The sequence below is a fragment of the Altericista sp. CCNU0014 genome (assembly GCF_044923475.1).
Taxonomy (GTDB): Bacteria; Cyanobacteriota; Cyanobacteriia; order Thermosynechococcales; family Thermosynechococcaceae; genus JAAURS01.
This window is the reverse complement of sequence record NZ_CP137338.1, coordinates 4400196-4418452: the sequence shown is the minus strand read 5'-3', so window position 1 is coordinate 4418452 and position 18257 is coordinate 4400196. Positions and strand designations below refer to the sequence as shown.

The 18257-nt window shown below is 48.9% G+C and carries 22 protein-coding genes and 1 pseudogene; 8 read left to right on the top strand and 15 right to left on the bottom strand.

Features of this window, described 5'->3' with window-relative positions; genetic code table 11:
- Nucleotides 1–65 precede the first annotated feature (65 nt).
- The 8 genes and pseudogenes from R6H26_RS21045 to R6H26_RS21010 all read right to left on the bottom strand — a co-directional run bounded on the left by R6H26_RS21045 (nucleotide 66) and on the right by R6H26_RS21010 (nucleotide 2325).
- A complete protein-coding gene (locus R6H26_RS21045; RefSeq protein ID WP_404791395.1) occupies nucleotides 66–152 on the bottom strand; it encodes a BrnA antitoxin family protein in 87 nt (28 codons plus the stop codon).
- A gap of 45 nt (nucleotides 153–197) precedes the next feature.
- Complete coding sequence (locus R6H26_RS21040) at nucleotides 198–338, bottom strand: hypothetical protein (RefSeq protein ID WP_404785267.1); 141 nt, start codon at nucleotides 336–338, stop codon at nucleotides 198–200.
- 125 nt (nucleotides 339–463) lie between these two features.
- Nucleotides 464–790 carry an addiction module antidote protein gene (locus R6H26_RS21035; protein WP_404785266.1) on the bottom strand — a complete coding sequence of 109 codons (327 nt, stop codon included), beginning with the start codon at nucleotides 788–790 and terminating at the stop codon, nucleotides 464–466.
- Nucleotides 777–968, bottom strand: a pseudogene (locus tag R6H26_RS21030) (type II toxin-antitoxin system RelE/ParE family toxin); the annotation flags it as partial. The gene R6H26_RS21035 and the pseudogene R6H26_RS21030, both read right to left, overlap by 14 nt.
- A 24-nt stretch (nucleotides 969–992) precedes the next feature.
- On the bottom strand, nucleotides 993–1553 hold the full coding sequence (locus tag R6H26_RS21025; RefSeq protein ID WP_404785264.1) for a PIN domain-containing protein: 561 nt from the start codon (nucleotides 1551–1553) through the stop codon (nucleotides 993–995).
- A gap of 7 nt (nucleotides 1554–1560) precedes the next feature.
- Entirely contained in the window at nucleotides 1561–1902 is a 342-nt protein-coding gene (locus tag R6H26_RS21020; RefSeq protein WP_404785262.1) for a hypothetical protein, read from the bottom strand.
- A gap of 110 nt (nucleotides 1903–2012) precedes the next feature.
- Nucleotides 2013–2207 (bottom strand): hypothetical protein, encoded by a 195-nt coding sequence (locus R6H26_RS21015; RefSeq protein WP_404785261.1) that lies wholly within the window; start codon nucleotides 2205–2207, stop codon nucleotides 2013–2015.
- Nucleotides 2197–2325 (bottom strand): hypothetical protein, encoded by a 129-nt coding sequence (locus R6H26_RS21010; protein WP_404785260.1) that lies wholly within the window; start codon nucleotides 2323–2325, stop codon nucleotides 2197–2199. The genes R6H26_RS21015 and R6H26_RS21010 overlap by 11 nt, the downstream gene beginning before the upstream one ends.
- Before the next feature lie 220 nt (nucleotides 2326–2545).
- Here R6H26_RS21010 and R6H26_RS21005 point away from each other — a divergent pair, with 220 nt between their 5' ends.
- The 4 genes from R6H26_RS21005 (at nucleotide 2546) to R6H26_RS20990 (ending at nucleotide 5406) form a co-directional block, all read left to right on the top strand.
- Complete coding sequence (locus tag R6H26_RS21005) at nucleotides 2546–3874, top strand: homoserine dehydrogenase (protein ID WP_404785259.1); 1329 nt, start codon at nucleotides 2546–2548, stop codon at nucleotides 3872–3874.
- A 19-nt stretch (nucleotides 3875–3893) separates the two neighbouring features.
- Nucleotides 3894–4727, top strand: coding sequence for a trypsin-like peptidase domain-containing protein (locus R6H26_RS21000; RefSeq protein WP_404785258.1), 834 nt, complete (start codon nucleotides 3894–3896; stop codon nucleotides 4725–4727).
- A 135-nt stretch (nucleotides 4728–4862) separates the two neighbouring features.
- Nucleotides 4863–5189: a DUF4258 domain-containing protein gene (locus R6H26_RS20995; protein WP_404785256.1), complete on the top strand. Its 327-nt coding sequence runs from the start codon at nucleotides 4863–4865 to the stop codon at nucleotides 5187–5189.
- Nucleotides 5182–5406, top strand: coding sequence for a hypothetical protein (locus R6H26_RS20990; RefSeq protein WP_404785255.1), 225 nt, complete (start codon nucleotides 5182–5184; stop codon nucleotides 5404–5406). The genes R6H26_RS20995 and R6H26_RS20990 overlap by 8 nt, the downstream gene beginning before the upstream one ends.
- Before the next feature lie 168 nt (nucleotides 5407–5574).
- Here R6H26_RS20990 and R6H26_RS20985 read toward each other — a convergent pair whose 3' ends face one another.
- Nucleotides 5575–6609, bottom strand: a complete 1035-nt coding sequence (locus R6H26_RS20985; protein WP_404785253.1) for a WD40 repeat domain-containing protein — start codon at nucleotides 6607–6609, stop codon at nucleotides 5575–5577.
- A gap of 271 nt (nucleotides 6610–6880) precedes the next feature.
- Here R6H26_RS20985 and R6H26_RS20980 point away from each other — a divergent pair, with 271 nt between their 5' ends.
- Nucleotides 6881–8125 carry a roadblock/LC7 domain-containing protein gene (locus R6H26_RS20980; protein ID WP_404785252.1) on the top strand — a complete coding sequence of 415 codons (1245 nt, stop codon included), beginning with the start codon at nucleotides 6881–6883 and terminating at the stop codon, nucleotides 8123–8125.
- A 36-nt stretch (nucleotides 8126–8161) separates the two neighbouring features.
- Here the strand turns inward: R6H26_RS20980 and R6H26_RS20975 are convergent, their stop codons facing one another.
- The 6 genes from R6H26_RS20975 to R6H26_RS20950 form a co-directional block, all read right to left on the bottom strand.
- Nucleotides 8162–9619 carry an ammonium transporter gene (locus tag R6H26_RS20975; protein WP_404785250.1) on the bottom strand — a complete coding sequence of 486 codons (1458 nt, stop codon included), beginning with the start codon at nucleotides 9617–9619 and terminating at the stop codon, nucleotides 8162–8164.
- A gap of 194 nt (nucleotides 9620–9813) precedes the next feature.
- Entirely contained in the window at nucleotides 9814–11202 is a 1389-nt protein-coding gene (locus tag R6H26_RS20970; RefSeq protein ID WP_404785248.1) for a tetratricopeptide repeat protein, read from the bottom strand.
- Between the two features lie 508 nt (nucleotides 11203–11710).
- Nucleotides 11711–12592 carry an RMD1 family protein gene (locus R6H26_RS20965; protein WP_404785246.1) on the bottom strand — a complete coding sequence of 294 codons (882 nt, stop codon included), beginning with the start codon at nucleotides 12590–12592 and terminating at the stop codon, nucleotides 11711–11713.
- Nucleotides 12593–12810: 218 nt separating this feature from the next.
- Nucleotides 12811–13245 (bottom strand): DUF1348 family protein, encoded by a 435-nt coding sequence (locus tag R6H26_RS20960; protein ID WP_404785245.1) that lies wholly within the window; start codon nucleotides 13243–13245, stop codon nucleotides 12811–12813.
- An 85-nt stretch (nucleotides 13246–13330) separates the two neighbouring features.
- Nucleotides 13331–14293, bottom strand: a complete 963-nt coding sequence (locus R6H26_RS20955; RefSeq protein WP_404785243.1) for a pyridoxamine 5'-phosphate oxidase family protein — start codon at nucleotides 14291–14293, stop codon at nucleotides 13331–13333.
- Nucleotides 14294–14336: 43 nt separating this feature from the next.
- Nucleotides 14337–14936 carry a glutathione S-transferase family protein gene (locus R6H26_RS20950; RefSeq protein WP_404785241.1) on the bottom strand — a complete coding sequence of 200 codons (600 nt, stop codon included), beginning with the start codon at nucleotides 14934–14936 and terminating at the stop codon, nucleotides 14337–14339.
- Between the two features lie 105 nt (nucleotides 14937–15041).
- Between R6H26_RS20950 and R6H26_RS20945 the strand changes: the two genes are divergently transcribed.
- The 3 genes from R6H26_RS20945 to R6H26_RS20935 all read left to right on the top strand — a co-directional run bounded on the left by R6H26_RS20945 (nucleotide 15042) and on the right by R6H26_RS20935 (nucleotide 18250).
- Nucleotides 15042–15590 carry a TetR/AcrR family transcriptional regulator gene (locus R6H26_RS20945; RefSeq protein WP_404785240.1) on the top strand — a complete coding sequence of 183 codons (549 nt, stop codon included), beginning with the start codon at nucleotides 15042–15044 and terminating at the stop codon, nucleotides 15588–15590.
- 382 nt (nucleotides 15591–15972) lie between these two features.
- Nucleotides 15973–17277, top strand: a complete 1305-nt coding sequence (locus R6H26_RS20940; RefSeq protein ID WP_404785239.1) for an ABC transporter substrate-binding protein — start codon at nucleotides 15973–15975, stop codon at nucleotides 17275–17277.
- A 61-nt stretch (nucleotides 17278–17338) separates the two neighbouring features.
- A complete protein-coding gene (locus R6H26_RS20935; RefSeq protein ID WP_404785237.1) occupies nucleotides 17339–18250 on the top strand; it encodes a carbohydrate ABC transporter permease in 912 nt (303 codons plus the stop codon).
- Nucleotides 18251–18257 lie beyond the last annotated feature (7 nt).

The window sequence follows — 18257 nt, the reverse complement described above, 5'->3', positions numbered from 1 at the left end:
TATTAATTAATAATTGCTTGTACTTTAGCAGCCCAATAACCTTGCTTCGTTGTTCTGGGCATTTATTAAGCATGTAAGATCGCATTAATGCGGATCTGGTAGCCTTTGGCTTGATCCTTCTGCCACGTTAACACATTGGCATCAAGCCGGATTGTGATTGTAGGCGTTCATTCCGGTAAAACCACTTGAGCAGTTTTTCAAAAACCCTCATTAGTAGTGATGATGTCTAGATCAGACGCTATAGAGGCATGAATATCTTCCTCGCTCTTATTACGTAAACGCTCCCAATCCGTTGCAGATTCATGGGTCAATGCTTCGCCAGTAGGCACGTCGTTCATGGATTTCTGCCCTCTATGCATTTTTCGTCAAGAAGTCATTTTTATTTTGCGACTACAGGCAGTTACGACACAATAAAGGGCAATCCCCGTCAAGGGGAACTGGGAGGAAGGAGGCGATCGCGAGGCTATTCCAATCCAGCGCTGGTTGAGGCTAATTTTTGTGGAGTTAAGTGGTAGCCCATCGCGTGCAGAATCGCATTCACACTGCTAAATTGTGGGTTGCCATTTTCTGAAAGAGCCTTTTGTAGTCCCTTGCGGCTCAGCCCAGCAACTTCAGCTATCTGGCTAACCCCCTTCACGCGACTAACAATCCGAAGCGATGACAGTAGCGCAGCAGCATCACCGCTTTCGGCATATTCATCAAACAGCACCGTAATGTAATCATCAATTTCATCAGGGCGTTTGCGAAGATAATCTTCTGTCACCTCGCTAAGCGTTCTATAGTGGGTCATCGTTTAGATACCTCTGCCAGTAAACTTTTGCCTGTTGAATATCGGTGTCCTGACTGCCTTTATCCCCGCCACAGAGCAAAACAACTAGATCGTTGCCGCATTCTCCGAAATAAACCCTGTAACCAGAACCGAAGAACATCCGCAACTCGCTCACCCCTTCACCGACTGACTTACAATCTCCATAATTGCCATGCTACCTGCATTATTCATGATGATTTTGAAGACGCCTTATTGGGTCAGGCATATTGCCAGTGCGGGCCCATTCCATCATGAGGTAGGGATGGACAATATGAATGGTACCCTCTGGATCCTGATGCAGAGCATATCGATTTGGATTGACGATCGCCGTCTTTTCCATAATGAAATCTTTGAAATTAGCAGTAACGAGGAAATCTGCCCGTCCGGCGATCGCCGTTTCTAGCACATGGGCATCCTCCGTATCTCGCAGCGGAATCACACCCATACCACCTAAGGTCAATTGAGGACTGGTTCCTAAAGCGCCCAGATGAGCATAGGCTGCGATCGTACTGAGGTAAAAGTCAGCCGTTTGCTCCGAAACCTTGAGATCTTGAGTCAACACCTTGCGAAGACGATTGAGCATTCCCCAGGAAATCACAAGCTGGACAGGTCGAGATAAACAAGTGCCTTGGCGAATCATAGCTACAAGACTCTGGGATGCGGTATTTTCTCTATCTTTACCATCTGCCAACAGAGCCGCACACCAAATATTAAGGTCTAGGCAAACCCGCAGGATATTAGACATAGTGTGTCTAGCGGGTCAGAGAAACCGCAGCGTCTAAAAGCTCATCTTCTGTTTCAAGCGCGCCAAGCTGTTGAGTTTGGAGTTCTTGCACAACCTGTTTGTGTGCGATCGCATATTGAGCGTGAAGTAAGGTTTTGGCAATCTCTTGAGAGATCTGCTCGATCTCGTCGGGTGTACCAAGGGCTTCAATCTGCCGCCAAGCCGCGCGTGCTTCTTCGGGTAAGCCTACAAAAAACTTCACAGCGGTTCCAGCAATCTGCGCTTTTTTACGATGCTCTTGCTGGGCAATCAATTCAATGCGATGGGCTGTTTTTATATCGGTGTAGGCAGAGATGGTTTTACCAGTCATAATATTCCTACGATAGATTCTATAGGAATTATAGTTTCTATAGAATTTGAAAACAACCTGAAACCTGCTTCAGCTCCGGTCTGAGGCTGTCGCTGGGTACTTAGTAACTGTCAACACCCCAATTCCTCAATCAACTTTACCTGCCCCTGCAAGCTAATCGTTTGCAAATCAAACTGTTCTACAATTGTTCGCCGCGCTTGCCGCCGAATCTCCAGCATCCGATCGGGATCAAAGCCATCCTGCTTCAATTGAGCTGCCGCCGCCGCACAAGCCTCCGCGCGAATCAGCTTTGTTTCAAAGTCCACCGCAAACGGATGGATTTACACTACTACTGCGCTGCGGCTTGTAGTAGACCGTTTTGATGCCTGGGAGAGGCGATCGCCGCTCGATCTCCAACGCGACAACCTCGTGATTCCTTGCCACCAATGTTGCCGCAAGATATACGAACTGCCCGGGGAAGTTTTGATGGACAAACAGAACTCGCATAACAGCCGATTGCAACGATGCTGATAGATTTCAGTGTCGCATCGATTGCATGTGTTGCATCGTATTGTGGATGGTAACGAAAATCCTCCAGTTCCTACTCCTTACTAGAGCGCGGGAAATGTCACAATGGGAAAGACAGATTAGGCGGGGAAACGCTGTGGGTTTCAAAGTCGGTTTGCTGGGATTGGGTACAGTGGGAACTGGGGTAGCGGCGATTTTGCAAAATCCCGATGGGCGGCATCCTCTCCTCCAAATGCTAGAGCTGCATCGCGTGGGACTGCGATCGCCCTCCAAGCCTCGCTCCGTCGATCTCCCTGCCGAGTGCATCACCACCGATCTAGAGTCCATTGTGACGGATCCCGAGATTGATATTGTCGTTGAGGTCATCGGTGGCATCGAACCCGCGCGGAGCTTGATTTTAAAGGCGATCGATCGCGGCAAACACGTCGTAACGGCTAATAAAGCCGTCATTTCTCGCCACGGAGACGAGATTTTTACGGCAGCCAACAAAGCGGGCGTTTATGTCACGATCGAAGCAGCCGTGGCAGGCGGCATCCCAGTCATTCAACCCATGAAGCAGTCCCTGGGGGCCAATCGGATTGCTTCTGTAATGGGGATCCTGAATGGGACGACCAATTACATCCTGACCCAGATGCAGCAGTCGGGCCGAAGCTTTGACGATATCTTGGCCGACGCCCAGCGCCTCGGCTATGCCGAAGCCGACCCGACTGCCGATGTGGATGGGTTAGATGCGGGGGATAAGATTGCAATTTTGGCTTCCCTGGCGTTTGGGGGGCGCATCAAGCTAGACGACGTTCATCGCGAGGGGATCCGGGCTGTGAGCGCTTCGGATATTGCCTATGCGGATAAGCTGGGGTTTGCGATTAAGTTACTGGCGATCGCCAAACGGCCCGACACCGCTCCTTCAGATGCGGGCATCCCCGATCGCCTTCAAGTGCGCGTTCACGCAACCCTCGTGCCCAAAGCCCATCCCCTCGCCAGCGTGAATGATGTTTACAACGCCATCCTGATCGAGGGCGAACCCCTGGGACAGGTGATGTTCTTCGGCCCCGGCGCGGGTGCGGGGCCGACCGCTAGCGCGGTGGTCTCGGATATTATCAACGTTGCGGCGCTGCTCAAGGCTGGCTTGGCCGCAACCAATCCCAATACGCCCTCCGTCCATCCGCTGCTGGCCTGTTCTCATCATTCCTACAGTCAGGTTGAGCCTATTTCTGAGCTTGTTACCCGATTCTACGTTCGGTTTCTCACGAAGGACCACCCCGGCGTCATTGGCAAGCTGGGTACCTGTTTTGGGAATCATCAGGTCAGTTTAGAGTCTCTCGTGCAGACTGGCGTGCGGGATTCGCTTGCGGAAATTGTCGTTGTCACCCACGCCGTGCGCGAGGGAGATTTTCATACGGCCCTAGATGAGATTCGCACCCTAGATGCCGTGGATAGCATTGCAAGTCTCCTACGGGTTTTATAGGCAGTGATAAGTTAGCTAAATGCGTCCTAAGATCCAATCACAACTATCTTACGTTCCAATTCACCTTACTTCGAGATACGAAGAGGTAGACTTAGGCATTGGCACCTCATTCTTCTATAACTATGAAAATAAAGATTATCTCATAACAAATTGGCATAATGTAACAGGACGTCATCCTTGGGATTATTCTCTAATATCAAAACAGGCTGCAATACCAGACAATCTTATTATCCATTTCCCTTATCACGAAATATTCGAAGATAGATCGATAATTCAATGGATTCCAAGAGTTTTGAAGCTGTATGAAGATGATGAGCGATTAAACCCAGTATGGTGGGAGCATCCCCATCATTCTTCTGCCGTAGATATCATTGCAATTGAGCTTAAAGAGCCAAGTCCAACGGCTACTATAACAGCAAATTCTAACTTACTCAATTTGGAAAAGCTTAAGTTGCTTCCTGGAATGGATGTTTTTATTTTAGGATTTCCACGAGGAATAAATGGAGGTGGTCTTTTTCCCATTTGGAAACGTGGAAGTATTGCTTCAGAGCCAGATGTTAATATTGACGATTTGCCAAAAATGTATATAGATACTGCAACTAGAGAAGGGATGTCTGGTTCCCCTGTGTATGCAAAAGAATCTGGTTTTTGGGTGCCAGAAGGTATAGAATTGCTCGATCTAAAACATACATTTTTTGGAAAAGGCTATCGTTTTCTTGGAATTTATTCAGGTCGAGTAGGAAATGATCCATTCCTTGCTCAACTCGGCATTGTATGGAAAGAAAAAGCAATTCAAGATATAATATTATCTCAAAGAGTTGGAATTTCATCTTTTGAACTTATCCAAAAATAGTTCGCAAGCTCTTGTACTGCGTAATATATCGATCTGTTACAGTTATCTCGCAAAGTGCAAGTTCGTTCAGTGAGGCTTTAGTCGTTAGATCTCAAAACCTGAATTTAAAATATTACGAGCAGATATAATGGTGGCATGTCAAAGCTTATTGAAGAAATTCGTCAAAAAATCGTTTGCGGTCAATTTGAGTTTTCCAAACATGCAGTTGATCGGTCAATTTTGCGAGGCATTCGAGTAAAAGAGGTCATAGAAGCAATTGCTAATGGACAAGTCATCGAAGATTATCCTGATGATAAATATGGAGCTAGCTGTTTAATTTCTGGGCTAACTCAGGCCAACCGAAATATCCATGTCCAATGTAGCTATCCCTCTCGTACAGTTATTAAAATAATTACTCTATACGAGCCTGATTTGACACAATGGAACGATGATTTTACCCAAAGGAGAGACAACAATGACTAGTGACTGGGATGAAACGCTCGTGGAACAGACTGTGACTTACTCACTGGAGATGGATGGCAAACTATTTCTAATTGAAAATGTGCCTGCACGCGTCAATGTAGAAACGGGTGAGCAGTTTTTCTCTCCATCAACTGTTGAGAGTTTGCAGCAAATCATTCTAAGCAAAAAGAAGCCAGTTCGTGTTATTGAAACACCAGTTTATAATTTTGCTTCATAGAGTCAGGCCATTCCAGAAACAAAAACTACCCGCCCTAACCTAGAGGGTGCAAAGCCTTACACTCCTATAATTCGCCATCCTCTTTTCTAGAAATCATTTAACAAATACCCTATGCAGCAGAACAGAACAATATATTTTTTTAAGCTTATTTTCCCCTTCCTCAAGCAGCTATTGAGTCTCTTCTGGTTTTAACTTCCAGAGTTTAATGGTTTTGTCGCGACCGCCACTAATCAATGTCTTCCCATCGGGACTGAGCGCCACAGACAAAACCCAATCCTTATGCTCGGCGAAAGTACTTAACAGTTCTCCGGTTTGAATTGCCCACAGCCTTATCGTATTGTCCGTATGGCCGCTCGCTAACCACTTCCCATCTGGGCTGACGGCCAAACTGCGAACCAAGCCGGACAGCGACCCAGATTTAAAGAACTGCTTTACAGTCCCAGTGCGGACATTCCACTGCCGCAGATCTTTGGTATCGCCGCCGATCAAACTTTCGCCATCGGGCGTAAAGACGATCGCCTCTGGGTGGGTTTTATGACCCGTCAGCGTGCGAACCAGTTGTCCTGCTGGATCCCAAAGCTTGATCGTATTGTCTTCTCCGCTGCTTGCCAAGAGCGAACTGTCCGGCGAAAAAGCGATGGCTTCAATGCCGTCCTGATTTGCCGGAAGGTTCCGCAAAAATTTCTCTGGATTTAACGCCCAAAATGCAATGCTTCCATCATCATTTCCCGCTGCAATGCGATCGCTATTTTGACCAAAAGCGACGGCCTTGACCCATCCCTTCCCGCCTGGAAGGGTTGTCAAGCGCTGACCCGTTTTTAGATCCCATACTCCAATCGTTCGATCGCGGCTCCCGCTCACTAACGTCCGTCCGTCAGGAGCGATCGCAACGGCGACGACTGGCTGGCTGTGCAGCAAAAAAGTCCGTAATAGCATCCCTGTCTTAAGGTCCCACTGTGCGACGGTATTATCGCCGCTACCGCTGACAAACGTATTGCCGTCAGGGCTAATTGCGAGCGAATAGATGGCACCTTTCTGGCTGGTAAGCGTCTTAATGGATGAAGTTGAAAAAAGTTGCTGATGGGTCTGTTCGGAAGCAGCATTTTCGCGAATGAAGATTTGACTGAAGAGCCAACTGCCAGCGGCTGATAGCCCTGAAATCAAAATCAATATTCCGATAATCCACCGTAATTTAGCAGGCAATTGTTTAGAGCCTCTCGTGCAACATAGATTCCGATCTATAACAATAGCGGAATCGAATCCTGTCGCAAAGATGCGGGGATCCTCTATTTGCTGATGCAAGATTGCTTGCACCTTCAGTTCAATTCCTTTCTTCTTCTCGGCTTGAGGCACTGCCGGATCCTTGAGGGTCTGATGAATCGTTTGATAAAAGCAGCTATCATCCAAGTAGGTTTTATATTAAATCCGCAATCGGAAAAAGCTATTTCGAGCATTTTGGAGTCAGAGGTTTTCCGTGGCTAAGTGGGATGCAAGGACGGTTGAATCGGCGATCGCTCATCAAGGGTTACAGATGGGGCAGCTAATCTACACGAGCTTTTATCAAAGCGGTTTTGTCTTACTCAAAAGTACAGATGTTCCAGAAACCGTCGAACGCGTTTTCGTCAGTCAGGTCGTGCAAGCCTCTTGGGATACTTATTTTCCTCCAAAACCGGGCTACCGAGCCGTTTATCTCTGCAATCTGTTTTCTACAGGATTAGGAGCATTATTTGGCTGGCTTTATCATGATGGAAAAGATGAATTGAAGCGTGCCGATGTGCCTTACTTCATGGCTTATTATTTGCCAACCCCGCTGGAAGCAAAACAGCTAAGCCAAATCTTGACCTGCCTGCAAAAAGGTCCGGTAGAATGGATCGAGCGACTCGAGAAGCCTCCCGACAGGCTTTTATCCATTAGCGTGGACAATATCCAAGACTACAGCGCCGCCCGTCAGGGCGTTGAATTGCCCCCGAGCCAGCGCGTAGAAAATTATCGCGCGCTTGAGTCGCAGACCCTACAAAACTGGTTTTATGCAGAACCAGAATCGATCGAGCAATCCCCTTCGCTTCCAGAGTCGCGTTCTATCGCAATACCAGAAACAACATCGATAGAGTATTCACCATCCCTTGAAGAGATGCATCCTAGCCTCGATCGTCCGCTTCCGTCCAAATCGCTTGTCAGCCCTAGACAGTTCTTTGGAGAAACGACTATGAATCTCGATAACCTGACAACTATTCTCACGCAGCTTTTTACTAAACCTGGAATTCAAGGAACAGCTCTAGTTTCTGGCGAGGGGCAGTCGATCGTTTCTCCTATTGGAATTGATGAAAATACGGCTGGCATTCTATCGGGTAATATGCTGAACCTACTCAGAAATACCCAGGACGAATTGCTTTGGCAGGACATTGAAGCCGTCTCTGTTTGCAGTCAGGAAGGATACATCATTCTTAGAAGTTGCGGTACCGATCTATATCTCCTCATCAAGTCGGAAAAAGTGCCCATGGGATTGTTAGAGGGCGAGGTCAGCCGTGCAGTCAAAAAACTGCGGACAGAAATAGAAGTCATCTCTAATGTTGACGATGAGTTAGTCCTCGCAGATTTGCAGGCTGAACCGTTACGACTGGAACCTAGTCCAAACAATACGCCAGAATCACCTTCGTCTTCGTCATTGCCGTTGAACCCAGCGGTGACCTATAGAGGAAGACGCGTTAGCTCAGAATGAGGATATCTGACGCCCGTCGCTTTAATCCACATCGGGTTATTCCTCATAGGGTTCTGCAGTAATGTCGCTTTTGAGCATAAAACCACTGTAGGCTTGCAACCCGTGTTCGCTCAGGTCCAATCCTCTCAGTTCCGATTCTTTCGTCACCCTCAACCCCACAAGGGTCTTGAGCAAAGACCAGATGGCCCAACTGGTTAATACGGTAAACAGTCCTACAGTCGCAATCCCCAGAAGCTGAACGAGCAGTTGATTGATCCCTTCGAGTCCGCCGCCGACAAACAATCCTTGACGGGGTCCCTCCAAGTAGGGCACAAAATGAAACGAACTTTCTTTGCGAGCGCCCACGGCAAATAACCCCACGGCAGCTGTACCCCAAATTCCGCAAACTAGATGAACTGAAACAGCGCCAACCGGGTCGTCAATATTCCAACGGTCTAGCATATCGACCGCAATAATGATTAAAATGCCTGCGATCGAGCCGATAAAGGCAGCAGAACCAATATTCACAAATCGACAGGCTGCAGTAACGCTCACCAATCCGCCTAGGATTCCGTTAATCATGACGGAAAGATCGGGCTTGCCGAAATACAGCCAAGCCGTTGCCATTGATGTAATGCCGCCCATCGCTGCGGCAAAATTCGTCACCACAAGAATGTGAGTAATGGTACTCGGCTCTAGACTCAACGTTGAACCAGCATTGAATCCAAACCAACCCAACCAGAGAATAAAGCAACCGAGGGTGGACAGAGAAAGGTTATGACCGGGGAGTGCTAGAGATTCTCCATCTTTATATTTACCGATCCGAGGGCCTAATAAGATGGCACCAATAAGGGCAGACCATCCGCCGACGGAATGGACGACGGTAGATCCGGCAAAGTCCCAAAAGCCTTGTTTAAAGAGCCATCCGCCACCCCAAATCCAATGGCCTACAATCGGGTACGCAATGCCCGTCAAGAAAATGCTAAACAGGACAAAAGCAAGAAATTTGATGCGTTCGGCAACTGCTCCAGAAACGATGGTTGCAGCGGTTCCTGCGAACACGAGCTGGAAAAAAAACTTGGCTTGAAGCGGGATTCCTGCCCAACCGATCGCCCGATACACACCTCGATAGTCTTGACCTGCGAGCGGGCTATTATCCGCTCCATTTAAGAAAAAACCATGAAGTCCGAGAACGCCATTATCTGAGGCAGCGGGATTACTCCAGTCCCCACCAAATCCAAACATCAATCCAAATCCAATGCTCCAAAATGCGACGGTGGTCAGCGCAAATACAATTAAATTTTTGGTCAGCAGGTTCGCAGCATTTTTGGATCTGCAAAATCCGGCCTCCAGCATTGCAAACCCTGCATTCATAAAGAATACAAGACTGCTGGCAAAGACAACCCAAAGGGTGTCTACCATAACCTTGAGATCTTGCTGCATTTTCTGGGTTGCCGCTAAGAGATCTGTTTCAGTAGGAGTCGCGATCGCCGCGCACGCGGTTCCGAACAACATTAAAGCTATAAAGATCGGGGAAGCTTGCCTGAGGTACAAAAATCGAGAACGGGGACGATTGCGGCGCAATGAAACCACAGAACCAAACTCCTTGCCATAGATAGCTTTGAGGTTTTTAAAGGAATTTTGATTGAATTATTACATTATCAGATTTTGGCTGATATTATTGAGCGATCGAAGAGTTGACCTAGTAACTATTTATTTCCTAAGTTTGAAATTGAATTTATTGTTTCTTTTGATTTTTTTGTTGGGGCAATTTTTTCGGCTTTTTCAAACAATGCCTTGGCTGTTTTGAGGTCATTTTTTTTCTTTCGAATGCTCGCTTTTCCTACTAACGCCATGACGTTGTTGCCATCCTGACTTAAAATTTTATCGTAGGTATTTTCTTCTTTGTCATCTTGTCCGGTCAAAGTGTATAGACCTGCAAGCTCAAATAAAGTATTAATATCTTTGGGAGAGGTTTCAATTAATTTTTCTAGGCGAGTAATCGCTCGATCGGGTTGTCCTAGCTCTAAGTATGCATCTACGATTTGAGTAATGGCATCCCGGTTAGATGCATCTATTTGAAGTACATCTTCATATTGCTGAATCTTTTGTTTTGCAGTGGCCTCTGCCGTCTTAGGGCGAAAGATATCTAAATTTAAGAATAGAGCTAAGATCGCGCTCAAGACTCCGCAACCTAACAATATTGCTAATACAGTCTTTTGAGATCTCAGGGTTTTCCAGTTGAGAAAGGATTTTGACGAATAGACAGGGAGATTATTACCGCTTGGGATTTTTGTTGAATCATTTGTTGAATCATTCAACGAACTCGATATTGCTCGATTTAGGCTGTTGCCTAGATCGAGTTGAACATCTGAGCCGTGTAGTTTTTGCAGTTCGGTAATTAACCACAATAAGGGAACTTTTGCATTCTTGAAATCTAGAATTCCATTTTTAGGCGAATCAAGGGTGTGAATGGGAGAATAAAACCGCCTAAAATTTGCTTTGACTGCTTCTAGTCGGCTAAGGATAGGTAATAGCTTTTCTTCTATCTGAATTAGACCGACCGGACTTAAGTCCACCAAATCGCACTTCGTACAGATGAGTGAAAAAGGATACTTGAGATTATTTTTGTTGGCGAGAGAGGCGATCGCCTCAACCTGATTCATCATGGTTTCAACGGTCTTCTGGTAAGATTCATCATTTAGGATTGCATGAACATCCACAAAGACGCAGCATCCGTGGGACTTTAATAAAACAGATTGAAACTCTGGGTTTTGACTATTGCACCACTCCCCCGGCAAATCTGACCAGCGAAACTGACACAGCGTTTTATCGGCTTTCAGTCCTTTCCCCTTTAAGCTGAAAACAAAATCTTCAATTTTAAAGGTTGGCGGCGGATAGTTGCCAGTTCTAATAATATATTCAACTAATTTTTCAATCTTTTCTTGGGCTTCTTTGTCTGCACATTCAAACCATAGATTTTCTGTACTTCCTTTTTTTGGGCTAGAACGTAAAATTTCTGCACAATTATATGCTAGAAACATTGTTTTACCTACGCCCCTAGCTCCCAAGCTAATAATTGTAAATGTCGTCGACATGTTTTTACCCCAGAACTATTAATTTAGATAAGCTTAAGTGCTCGATCGTAGAAATTGTGAAAACGTGAAAATGATGGGATGGATTAATGCTGTAATTAATCGTAACGTTTTGACGAGTTAGATTGACGAGTAAATCGGTCTTTAGTTAATAAATAGGATATGGAGCGCGCAGGCGTCAATTCTCTGGCGCTTCAAAGGTGTAAAGAATAAAATTCCTTGAGGGAAAAACACGATCGCAGGGGAAACTCAGGCTAGAAGACAAAAACAGACGTCTTTTGGCGAGAAACAGGGGCTTGATGAGGACTGCAATGCATCAAGGCGGGAACGACAGGATGGGGAAACGCTTGTGACAGAAGTGCTGATGTTTAGCTCGACGGAAAAAGCAGCCCCCGCTGAGCGAGGGACATCCAAGCGCGATCGCCAACCCTGGTGTTAGCGGGAAAAGCCCTAACGAACGTTTAGCTGAGATGTTTTGGATGTGCGAGCGCTATGCTGAGAGATACGCTCCCTAAGCCTTCTTAAGCCATAACTCGTAAACTGAAAGTAAAATTTCCACCACAATGAGCGCGACGATATACCACTCCACTCGATGGCTGCTGTCGTGCTGCATCAACTCTAGAGCCGTTTCGGCTGTGCGCGAAACCAGCGCTAGCTTGCGCTCTAGTGCCAGCAATCGCTCTCTCAGTTCGTACTCGTCCTCGAGTCGCAAATAGAGGCGCTCTAAATCGGGTCGCTCCCATAGCGGGTCTGGCTTTTCGCCGACTTCAACGATGCCCACCATCTTGTGCTGAATGAGGAGAGTACCGCCAATTTGGCGCAGGAGCTCTCGGTCTTTGGGGCGCCGCACGCCTTGGTTTTGAATGGCATCTGCAAAGGGTCGAATGCGCTCGAATAGCCGAGCAATTTGATTTTCGTAATATTCAAGGATGACGCTTTTTGCAAAGATATCTGCAACCACCTGAAGGCGTTCGACGCTGCGGTCTTGCAGCCAAATCGCGGTGCTGCCGATCCGTTCTTTCGCCTCTGCGTCGAAGATCGCTTCAATTTGCTCGGAAACCACTGTTTGGGCGGGTTCTGAGATCAATGGCTTCAGATTCTCTAAAAAGCTAACTTCTTCTATGGCGCTAAGGTTAAATAAAACCACTACCCCATAGCGAAACAGTACCGCGCAACCGTCGCTTCCCGCACGAATGAGCAAGGGGTTGGAGGAGAGCGGAGCAGTCGTTTCTAACGTTTTGAGGTTCAGGCGTTCTCCTACGAATCGGGAGCGGATTGAAATTGGGGTTCCATTGGCTACCCCTGAAAACAGGGGGGTGGATAGTTCTTGACTGAGTGAATTTAAACTTAAATGACTTTCAGGATTTAGAGAGGACTCAATAGGAGAGAGCATAGATACCGTTAAAATCTCTAAAGGGAGAAACCGAACGCCCTCGCAAAGGAGCTGACGAGTTAAATCATGGGGTAGTCTTGTCGATCGGTTGAACCTAGGTCGATCGCTTTTGCCTCCACTCGTTTGCCTTTATTGTACTGACCTGACGGGCGACTTGCTGCAAAAGGTGCTAGCACCGCCGGATCGATCGCCTGTTCGTCCCTTTCAGTCCTGTCGCACTAAAGCGGTAGGGTACGCTCCCAGCGGAATTTGCGATCGGACTCTTGAATGGGCAGGTCGTTGATGCTGGCAAATCGGCGCCTCATCAAGCCATTTTCGGCAAATTCCCAGTTTTCGTTGCCGTAGGCGCGATACCAAGAGCCAGAATCATCGTGCCACTCGTACTCAAATCGCACTGCAATCTGGTTGTCCGCAAAACACCAGAGTTCTTTGCGCAAGCGATAATCTAATTCTTTTGCCCATTTGCGTTGGAGAAATGCCTTGATGGCAGCTCGCCCGCTGAAAAATTCTGCCCGATTGCGCCATTCGGAATCTTCGGTATAGGCCAAGGCTACCCGCTCTGGATCGCGGGTATTCCAGGCATCTTCTGCCGCCTGTACTTTGGCTTTGGCAGTTTCTAGGGTAAACGGAGGAAGAGGCGGCTTGGTTTCCATAGGTCAGAGTAATATTTTGAGAATTAGGATGTTTGAGATCGAGATTGACCGACAATACGCAGGTTGGCAAGGCCAATAGCCGTATTTACCACGAACCCGTGCGATCGAGGAAAGGTGAAAATTCTGGAGCAGACCAACGCAAGGGAAGGCCCCCTTCCACCCAATATCCCCGCTCGAGATGGAAGCGTAACAATCGCTCAGCACCTTCATAGATGCTAATTTCGGCGCCTTCCCAAATGACCTCGGCAGTGCCCGTGAGATAGAGGAGATCGCCTCGGTCAAAATCCACAAACAGCAACCCCGCTCGGGGATTCAGCGCTAGGTTGCCGAATGTATTGAAATGATAATTGCCGGAGAAATCGGGCACGGTCAACGTTCGATCGTCGTCAACGCGCGCAAAGCCGGGTTTGCCACCCCGATGGGATGCATCTACGCCCCTTGCAGAACCCGCAGATTCGTCTTGATAGGCCGTCGCAATGAAAAAGGTGTCAGCCGCCGCGATCGCGGCTCGTTCCGCTTCGCCCAATGTTTCGAGCGGACGGACGGGCTTGGGGGCGGTCGAATCGCTGGGGCCGAGTTCAAACATCCGCGCCTGAATGTATTGAGGACAGTTGCCAAAGCTTTGCCCCACCCGCACTTCAAAGCCATCGGCATGGGTGGCGGTGACTGTCCCGTTCAGGCGATTGCGGCGGCGGCTGTGTAGTTCGATGCCCAGAATACCGATGTCTATACCATCTGCAAGACTGTCGCTCAAGGGATCGCCAAACAGAGGTTTGGCCGCAATGCTTAACGTCCGATCGTCCGGGGAGGCGAGAAAGCCGGGTTCCCCGACCAGGATAGAAGCCCAAGGATTACCGACTCGATCCACCGTACCGACAATGACGTAGGGGAGTTGGGCGAAAAACTGCCGAAACTGCTCGGGCAGATAGTCTCGAATTACGCGTCGGCCTTGATTATCCATCCGCTCTCGCACCCCCAGACGAGATTGGATGGCTAGCTCTCCAGCGTGAAAGGGGGATTCTGAGTGCGTCCAGCCTGGAATTGCCATGGTGTGTTTGCTCCGTTCTGGTTGGGAAATTGGGAGAAGCCGCCTACAGTCCTGCCATGGGGATATATCCAGGGAGTTGTTTGACCCGATCGATCCATGCCAGTACGTGGGGATAACCATCCAGGTCGATTTTGCCATCTCTCGCCAGCGCGACATAGGGAAAGATCGCAACATCGGCGATGGTGGGACGCTCGAACTCTAACCAAGTGCGGGTACTCAAATGCTGGTTCAGTTGGGTGAGGATGTACGCTGCCTTCTGATGCGCCCGTTCGATATTGATATTGGTGGTCCCAAACACGTAGTAAAGTCGAGCGTTTTCCGGCCCTTGACGCACCTCTCCTGCTGCGGTCGACAGCCAGCGCGCAACTCGAGCGAGGGGAAGCGCTTCCAGCGGGAGCCACTGTTCCCCGCCGTACTGCCGTGCCAGATAGACCAAAATGGCCTGGGCATCTGCGATGTTTATTTCCCCATCCACCAGCAAAGGAACTTGTCCGAAAGGGTTGAGTGCCAAATAGTCCGGCGACTTGTGTTCGCCCTGCATCAAGTCCACTTTGACCCACTCGTACTCGATGTTTAAGAGTTCCAGCAGGAGTCTCGCTTTGTAGCTATTCCCAGACATTTCGTGACCGTAGAGCGCAATCATGTTTAATCCTCTTCTAATTCTTCAAACTGTACCGTTCGTTCGGTATAGATTAACTGTACCGTTCGTTCGGTATACTGTCAATCAGTACCGTTCTAAATTTCCAACATGCCTAAAGCAACGTATGTTCCGTGTCTATTGCAGCTATTCCGGCAGTACGGTTACGATGGCGCGACCCTTGCAAGGATTTCTGAAGCCACTGGTTTGGGAAAGGCCAGTCTTTACCACCACTTTCCAGGGGGGAAGGATGAAATGGTGGAGGCGGTCTTGGAGCATCTAGAGGACTGGTTGAGTCGCAACATTCTGCAACCCCTCGCCAGCCCTGGAGATGCTATCGCTCGGTTCCGGTGCATGTGCGATCGCCTCACCGAACTCTATGAGGGGGGAACGCAGCCCTGCGTGTTCGCAATTTTGTTGTTGGGTTCGGCCCGCGATGTGTTTCACGCAAAGGTGAAGGCGCTGTTTCGCGGGTGGATCGATGCGATCGCCGCCGTATTGGTCGAAGCTGGGATGGATCGAGAGCTCGCTCGACAGCGGGGTGAAGATGCGGCGATCGCCGTTCAAGGCGCGCTCGTTTTGTCCCAGGCGTTGGAAGATCCATCTCCCTTTCTGCGATCGGTGCAGCAGTTACCGACTCAGTTGTGCCGAGGGATATAGGAGGGGAGGGCATTTGCGAATGTCAAAGGAGGTGGATGACGCTCGTTGCAATCGATCCAGAGTAACCATGATTGTTTGGCGAATTGAAAATATTTGTTACTTTAACTCGGCTGGGGGTGAGCGGTGTTGGGGAAGGAGTCTAGACGGGATTACCTTTTCTGCCAAATCCCCGAACGAAAACAGCCGATGGTTATACTGTGGCTAAAGCTGTAGAGCGGTAAGCGAGAGCGCTGAATATGGCACGAGATAAAGCGTATCGGGAAGCAGAGCGGTGTATTGAAGAGGCGCGACGCGAGGGAGTTCCAAAACTTGACCTCAAAACAAACGCCGCGAGTTTTTGTGGGTGCAACCCCATTACGCGGGCGAATATTGAGCGAGTGTAATGCCTGTGAAATTTTTCAAACCGTCTCTCAGTTTACTGGTCCCTTTCCTGCTAACCCTGAGCAGTTGCAGCAAACCCGCTGCCAAAGAAGGGACATTACAACTCTGGGTTCACGCTGGCCAAGCATCGGAACGTCAGGTCATCGCTCAACAGGTCAAACGGTTCAACGCATCCCAAAAAGCACCTGTTATCCAAGTAACCTTCATCCCCGAAGGCGCCTACAACGCTCAAGTTCAAGCTGCATCGCTATCCAAAGACTTGCCAGATATCTTGGAATTTGACGGGCCGTTCGTCTACAACTACGTCTGGCAGCAAAACCTCATCCCTATCGACAATCTCATTTCTAAAGCCGTTCGACAGGATTTACTGCCTTCCATTATTCAACAGGGAACTTACAAAGGCCGTCTCTATTCTGTCGCCACCTTTGATTCGGGTCTCGGCTTGTATGCTCGCCGCAAGCAATTAAATGCTGCAGGCATCCGAATTCCAGCAGGAAACAAAGATGCCTGGACTATCCCGGAATTCGATCGGGCTCTAGCTGCACTGGCTCAAAAAGATAGCGATCGCCAAGTCCTCGACCTCAAGCTCAACTATCGAGGCGAGTGGTTCACCTATGGATTTTCGCCCATTCTTCAGTCCGCTGGCGGCGATCTCATTCGGCGCAGTAATGGCTTATCTGCAAGTGGGAGCCTGAACAATCCAGCCTCAGTTTCAGCCATGAGGCAAGTGCAGGTGTGGATTCAGCGCGGTTATGTAGACCCCAACATCGACGATGCAGCCTTCACAAACGGGAGAGTTGCCCTTTCTTGGGCGGGACATTGGGTTTATCGAGACTATGCCAAAGCGGTCGGAGCCGATCTCGTGGTTTTGCCGCTCCCTAATTTTGGCAACGGGTCCAGAACGGGCCAGGGTTCCTGGAACTGGGGCATTACGGCAAATTGTCAAAACCCAAAAGCCGCCATGCGCTTTCTCGAATTTTTATTGCAACCCCAGGAAGTCCTCGCGATCGCAAGCGCGAACGGTGCCGTACCGGGAACGAAAACGGCGATCGCGCAGTCCAGCCTCTATTCCCCCAGCGGGCCGCTCCATCTCTTTGCCGCTCAACTCCTAGCAGGCCAGACCGTCCCGCGTCCCCAAACCCCCGCCTATCCCGTCATCACATCGGCCTTTCAAGAAGCCTTTGCGGATATTCGCAACGGCCTTGAAGTCAAAACAGCGTTAGATAAAGCAGCAACGACCATCGATCTGGACATTCAAGACAACCAAGGCTATCCAGACGTTAGCCCCGTCGCCCGAAACCCTTGAGCGTTACGTAGATTCCCCCTCGGGAATCCTTACCCCCTGCCGTCATTTGGGACTTCAACGCATGACCCATCCTAAAATTCCAACGGTCAAAGACGATACGCGTGCGGCCCTCATCATGGCTGCCCCCGCACTGGGAGGATTATTTCTCTTCATCGCCCTACCCTTCCTGCTGGCGATCGCCCTATCCTTCACAAACCTGCGCCTAGGATCTCCCTTGCCCCTTCAATTTCTGGGACTGGAGCAGTATCGCAGAATTTGGCTCGACCCCAGTTTTCGCCAAGCCCTACTCAACAATGGCCTTTTTGCCTTAGTCGTCGTCCCCGTCCAAACGACATTAGCGCTCGGCCTGGCGTTGCTGCTGAACCGCCCCCTCAAAGGGATGGCCCTGTTTCGCACCCTCTTCTTCATGCCCGTCGTCTTTCCGATGTCCCTGGTTGCCGTCATCTGGACTGTGATTTACGCGCCAGGCGCCAACGGCATGATGAATGCATTTTTGGACTTTGTTACTTTTGGCGTTTGGGTGCCCCGAGACTTCTTGCGCGATCCAGTCTTCGCGTTACCGTCTATCATGCTGTTGTCCCTGTGGCAGGGAGTGGGATTCCAGATGGTAATCGTGTTGGCAGGATTACAGGCGATTCCATCTTCCTTGTATGAAGCAGCCGCCATTGATGGGGGCAATGCGTGGAATCAATTCCGATTTGTCACCTTACCCCAACTGCGCAACACCCTCATCTTTGTCATGTTAGTCACCACTATTTTGTCCTTTCGTCTCTTCGATCAGGTGCAAATCATGACCCAAGGCGGTCCCAACGATGCCACCACCACAGTGATGTATGAGACGGTCAAAGCAGCCTTCGAACAGCAAAAGATGGCAAAGGGGGCTGCAATGACGGTGATATTCTTCATCATTGTGCTGGCGATTACGATCGCGCAAAGGATCTTGGTTAGGGAAGAGCAAGTCATTGATGAATAGGACGTCA

Coding starts and splice junctions, on each gene's coding strand:
- R6H26_RS21040 (WP_404785267.1), bottom strand. CDS start 338: ATGAACGACGTGCCTACTGGCGAAGCATTGACCCATGAATCTGCAACG.
- R6H26_RS21035 (WP_404785266.1), bottom strand. CDS start 790: ATGACCCACTATAGAACGCTTAGCGAGGTGACAGAAGATTATCTTCGC.
- R6H26_RS21025 (WP_404785264.1), bottom strand. CDS start 1,553: ATGTCTAATATCCTGCGGGTTTGCCTAGACCTTAATATTTGGTGTGCG.
- R6H26_RS21020 (WP_404785262.1), bottom strand. CDS start 1,902: ATGACTGGTAAAACCATCTCTGCCTACACCGATATAAAAACAGCCCAT.
- R6H26_RS21000 (WP_404785258.1), top strand. CDS start 3,894: ATGCGTCCTAAGATCCAATCACAACTATCTTACGTTCCAATTCACCTT.
- R6H26_RS20995 (WP_404785256.1), top strand. CDS start 4,863: ATGTCAAAGCTTATTGAAGAAATTCGTCAAAAAATCGTTTGCGGTCAA.
- R6H26_RS20990 (WP_404785255.1), top strand. CDS start 5,182: ATGACTAGTGACTGGGATGAAACGCTCGTGGAACAGACTGTGACTTAC.
- R6H26_RS20975 (WP_404785250.1), bottom strand. CDS start 9,619: ATGTTGTTCGGAACCGCGTGCGCGGCGATCGCGACTCCTACTGAAACA.
- R6H26_RS20970 (WP_404785248.1), bottom strand. CDS start 11,202: ATGTCGACGACATTTACAATTATTAGCTTGGGAGCTAGGGGCGTAGGT.
- R6H26_RS20965 (WP_404785246.1), bottom strand. CDS start 12,592: ATGCTCTCTCCTATTGAGTCCTCTCTAAATCCTGAAAGTCATTTAAGT.
- R6H26_RS20960 (WP_404785245.1), bottom strand. CDS start 13,245: ATGGAAACCAAGCCGCCTCTTCCTCCGTTTACCCTAGAAACTGCCAAA.
- R6H26_RS20955 (WP_404785243.1), bottom strand. CDS start 14,293: ATGGCAATTCCAGGCTGGACGCACTCAGAATCCCCCTTTCACGCTGGA.
- R6H26_RS20950 (WP_404785241.1), bottom strand. CDS start 14,936: ATGATTGCGCTCTACGGTCACGAAATGTCTGGGAATAGCTACAAAGCG.
- R6H26_RS20945 (WP_404785240.1), top strand. CDS start 15,042: ATGCCTAAAGCAACGTATGTTCCGTGTCTATTGCAGCTATTCCGGCAG.
- R6H26_RS20940 (WP_404785239.1), top strand. CDS start 15,973: ATGCCTGTGAAATTTTTCAAACCGTCTCTCAGTTTACTGGTCCCTTTC.
- R6H26_RS20935 (WP_404785237.1), top strand. CDS start 17,339: ATGACCCATCCTAAAATTCCAACGGTCAAAGACGATACGCGTGCGGCC.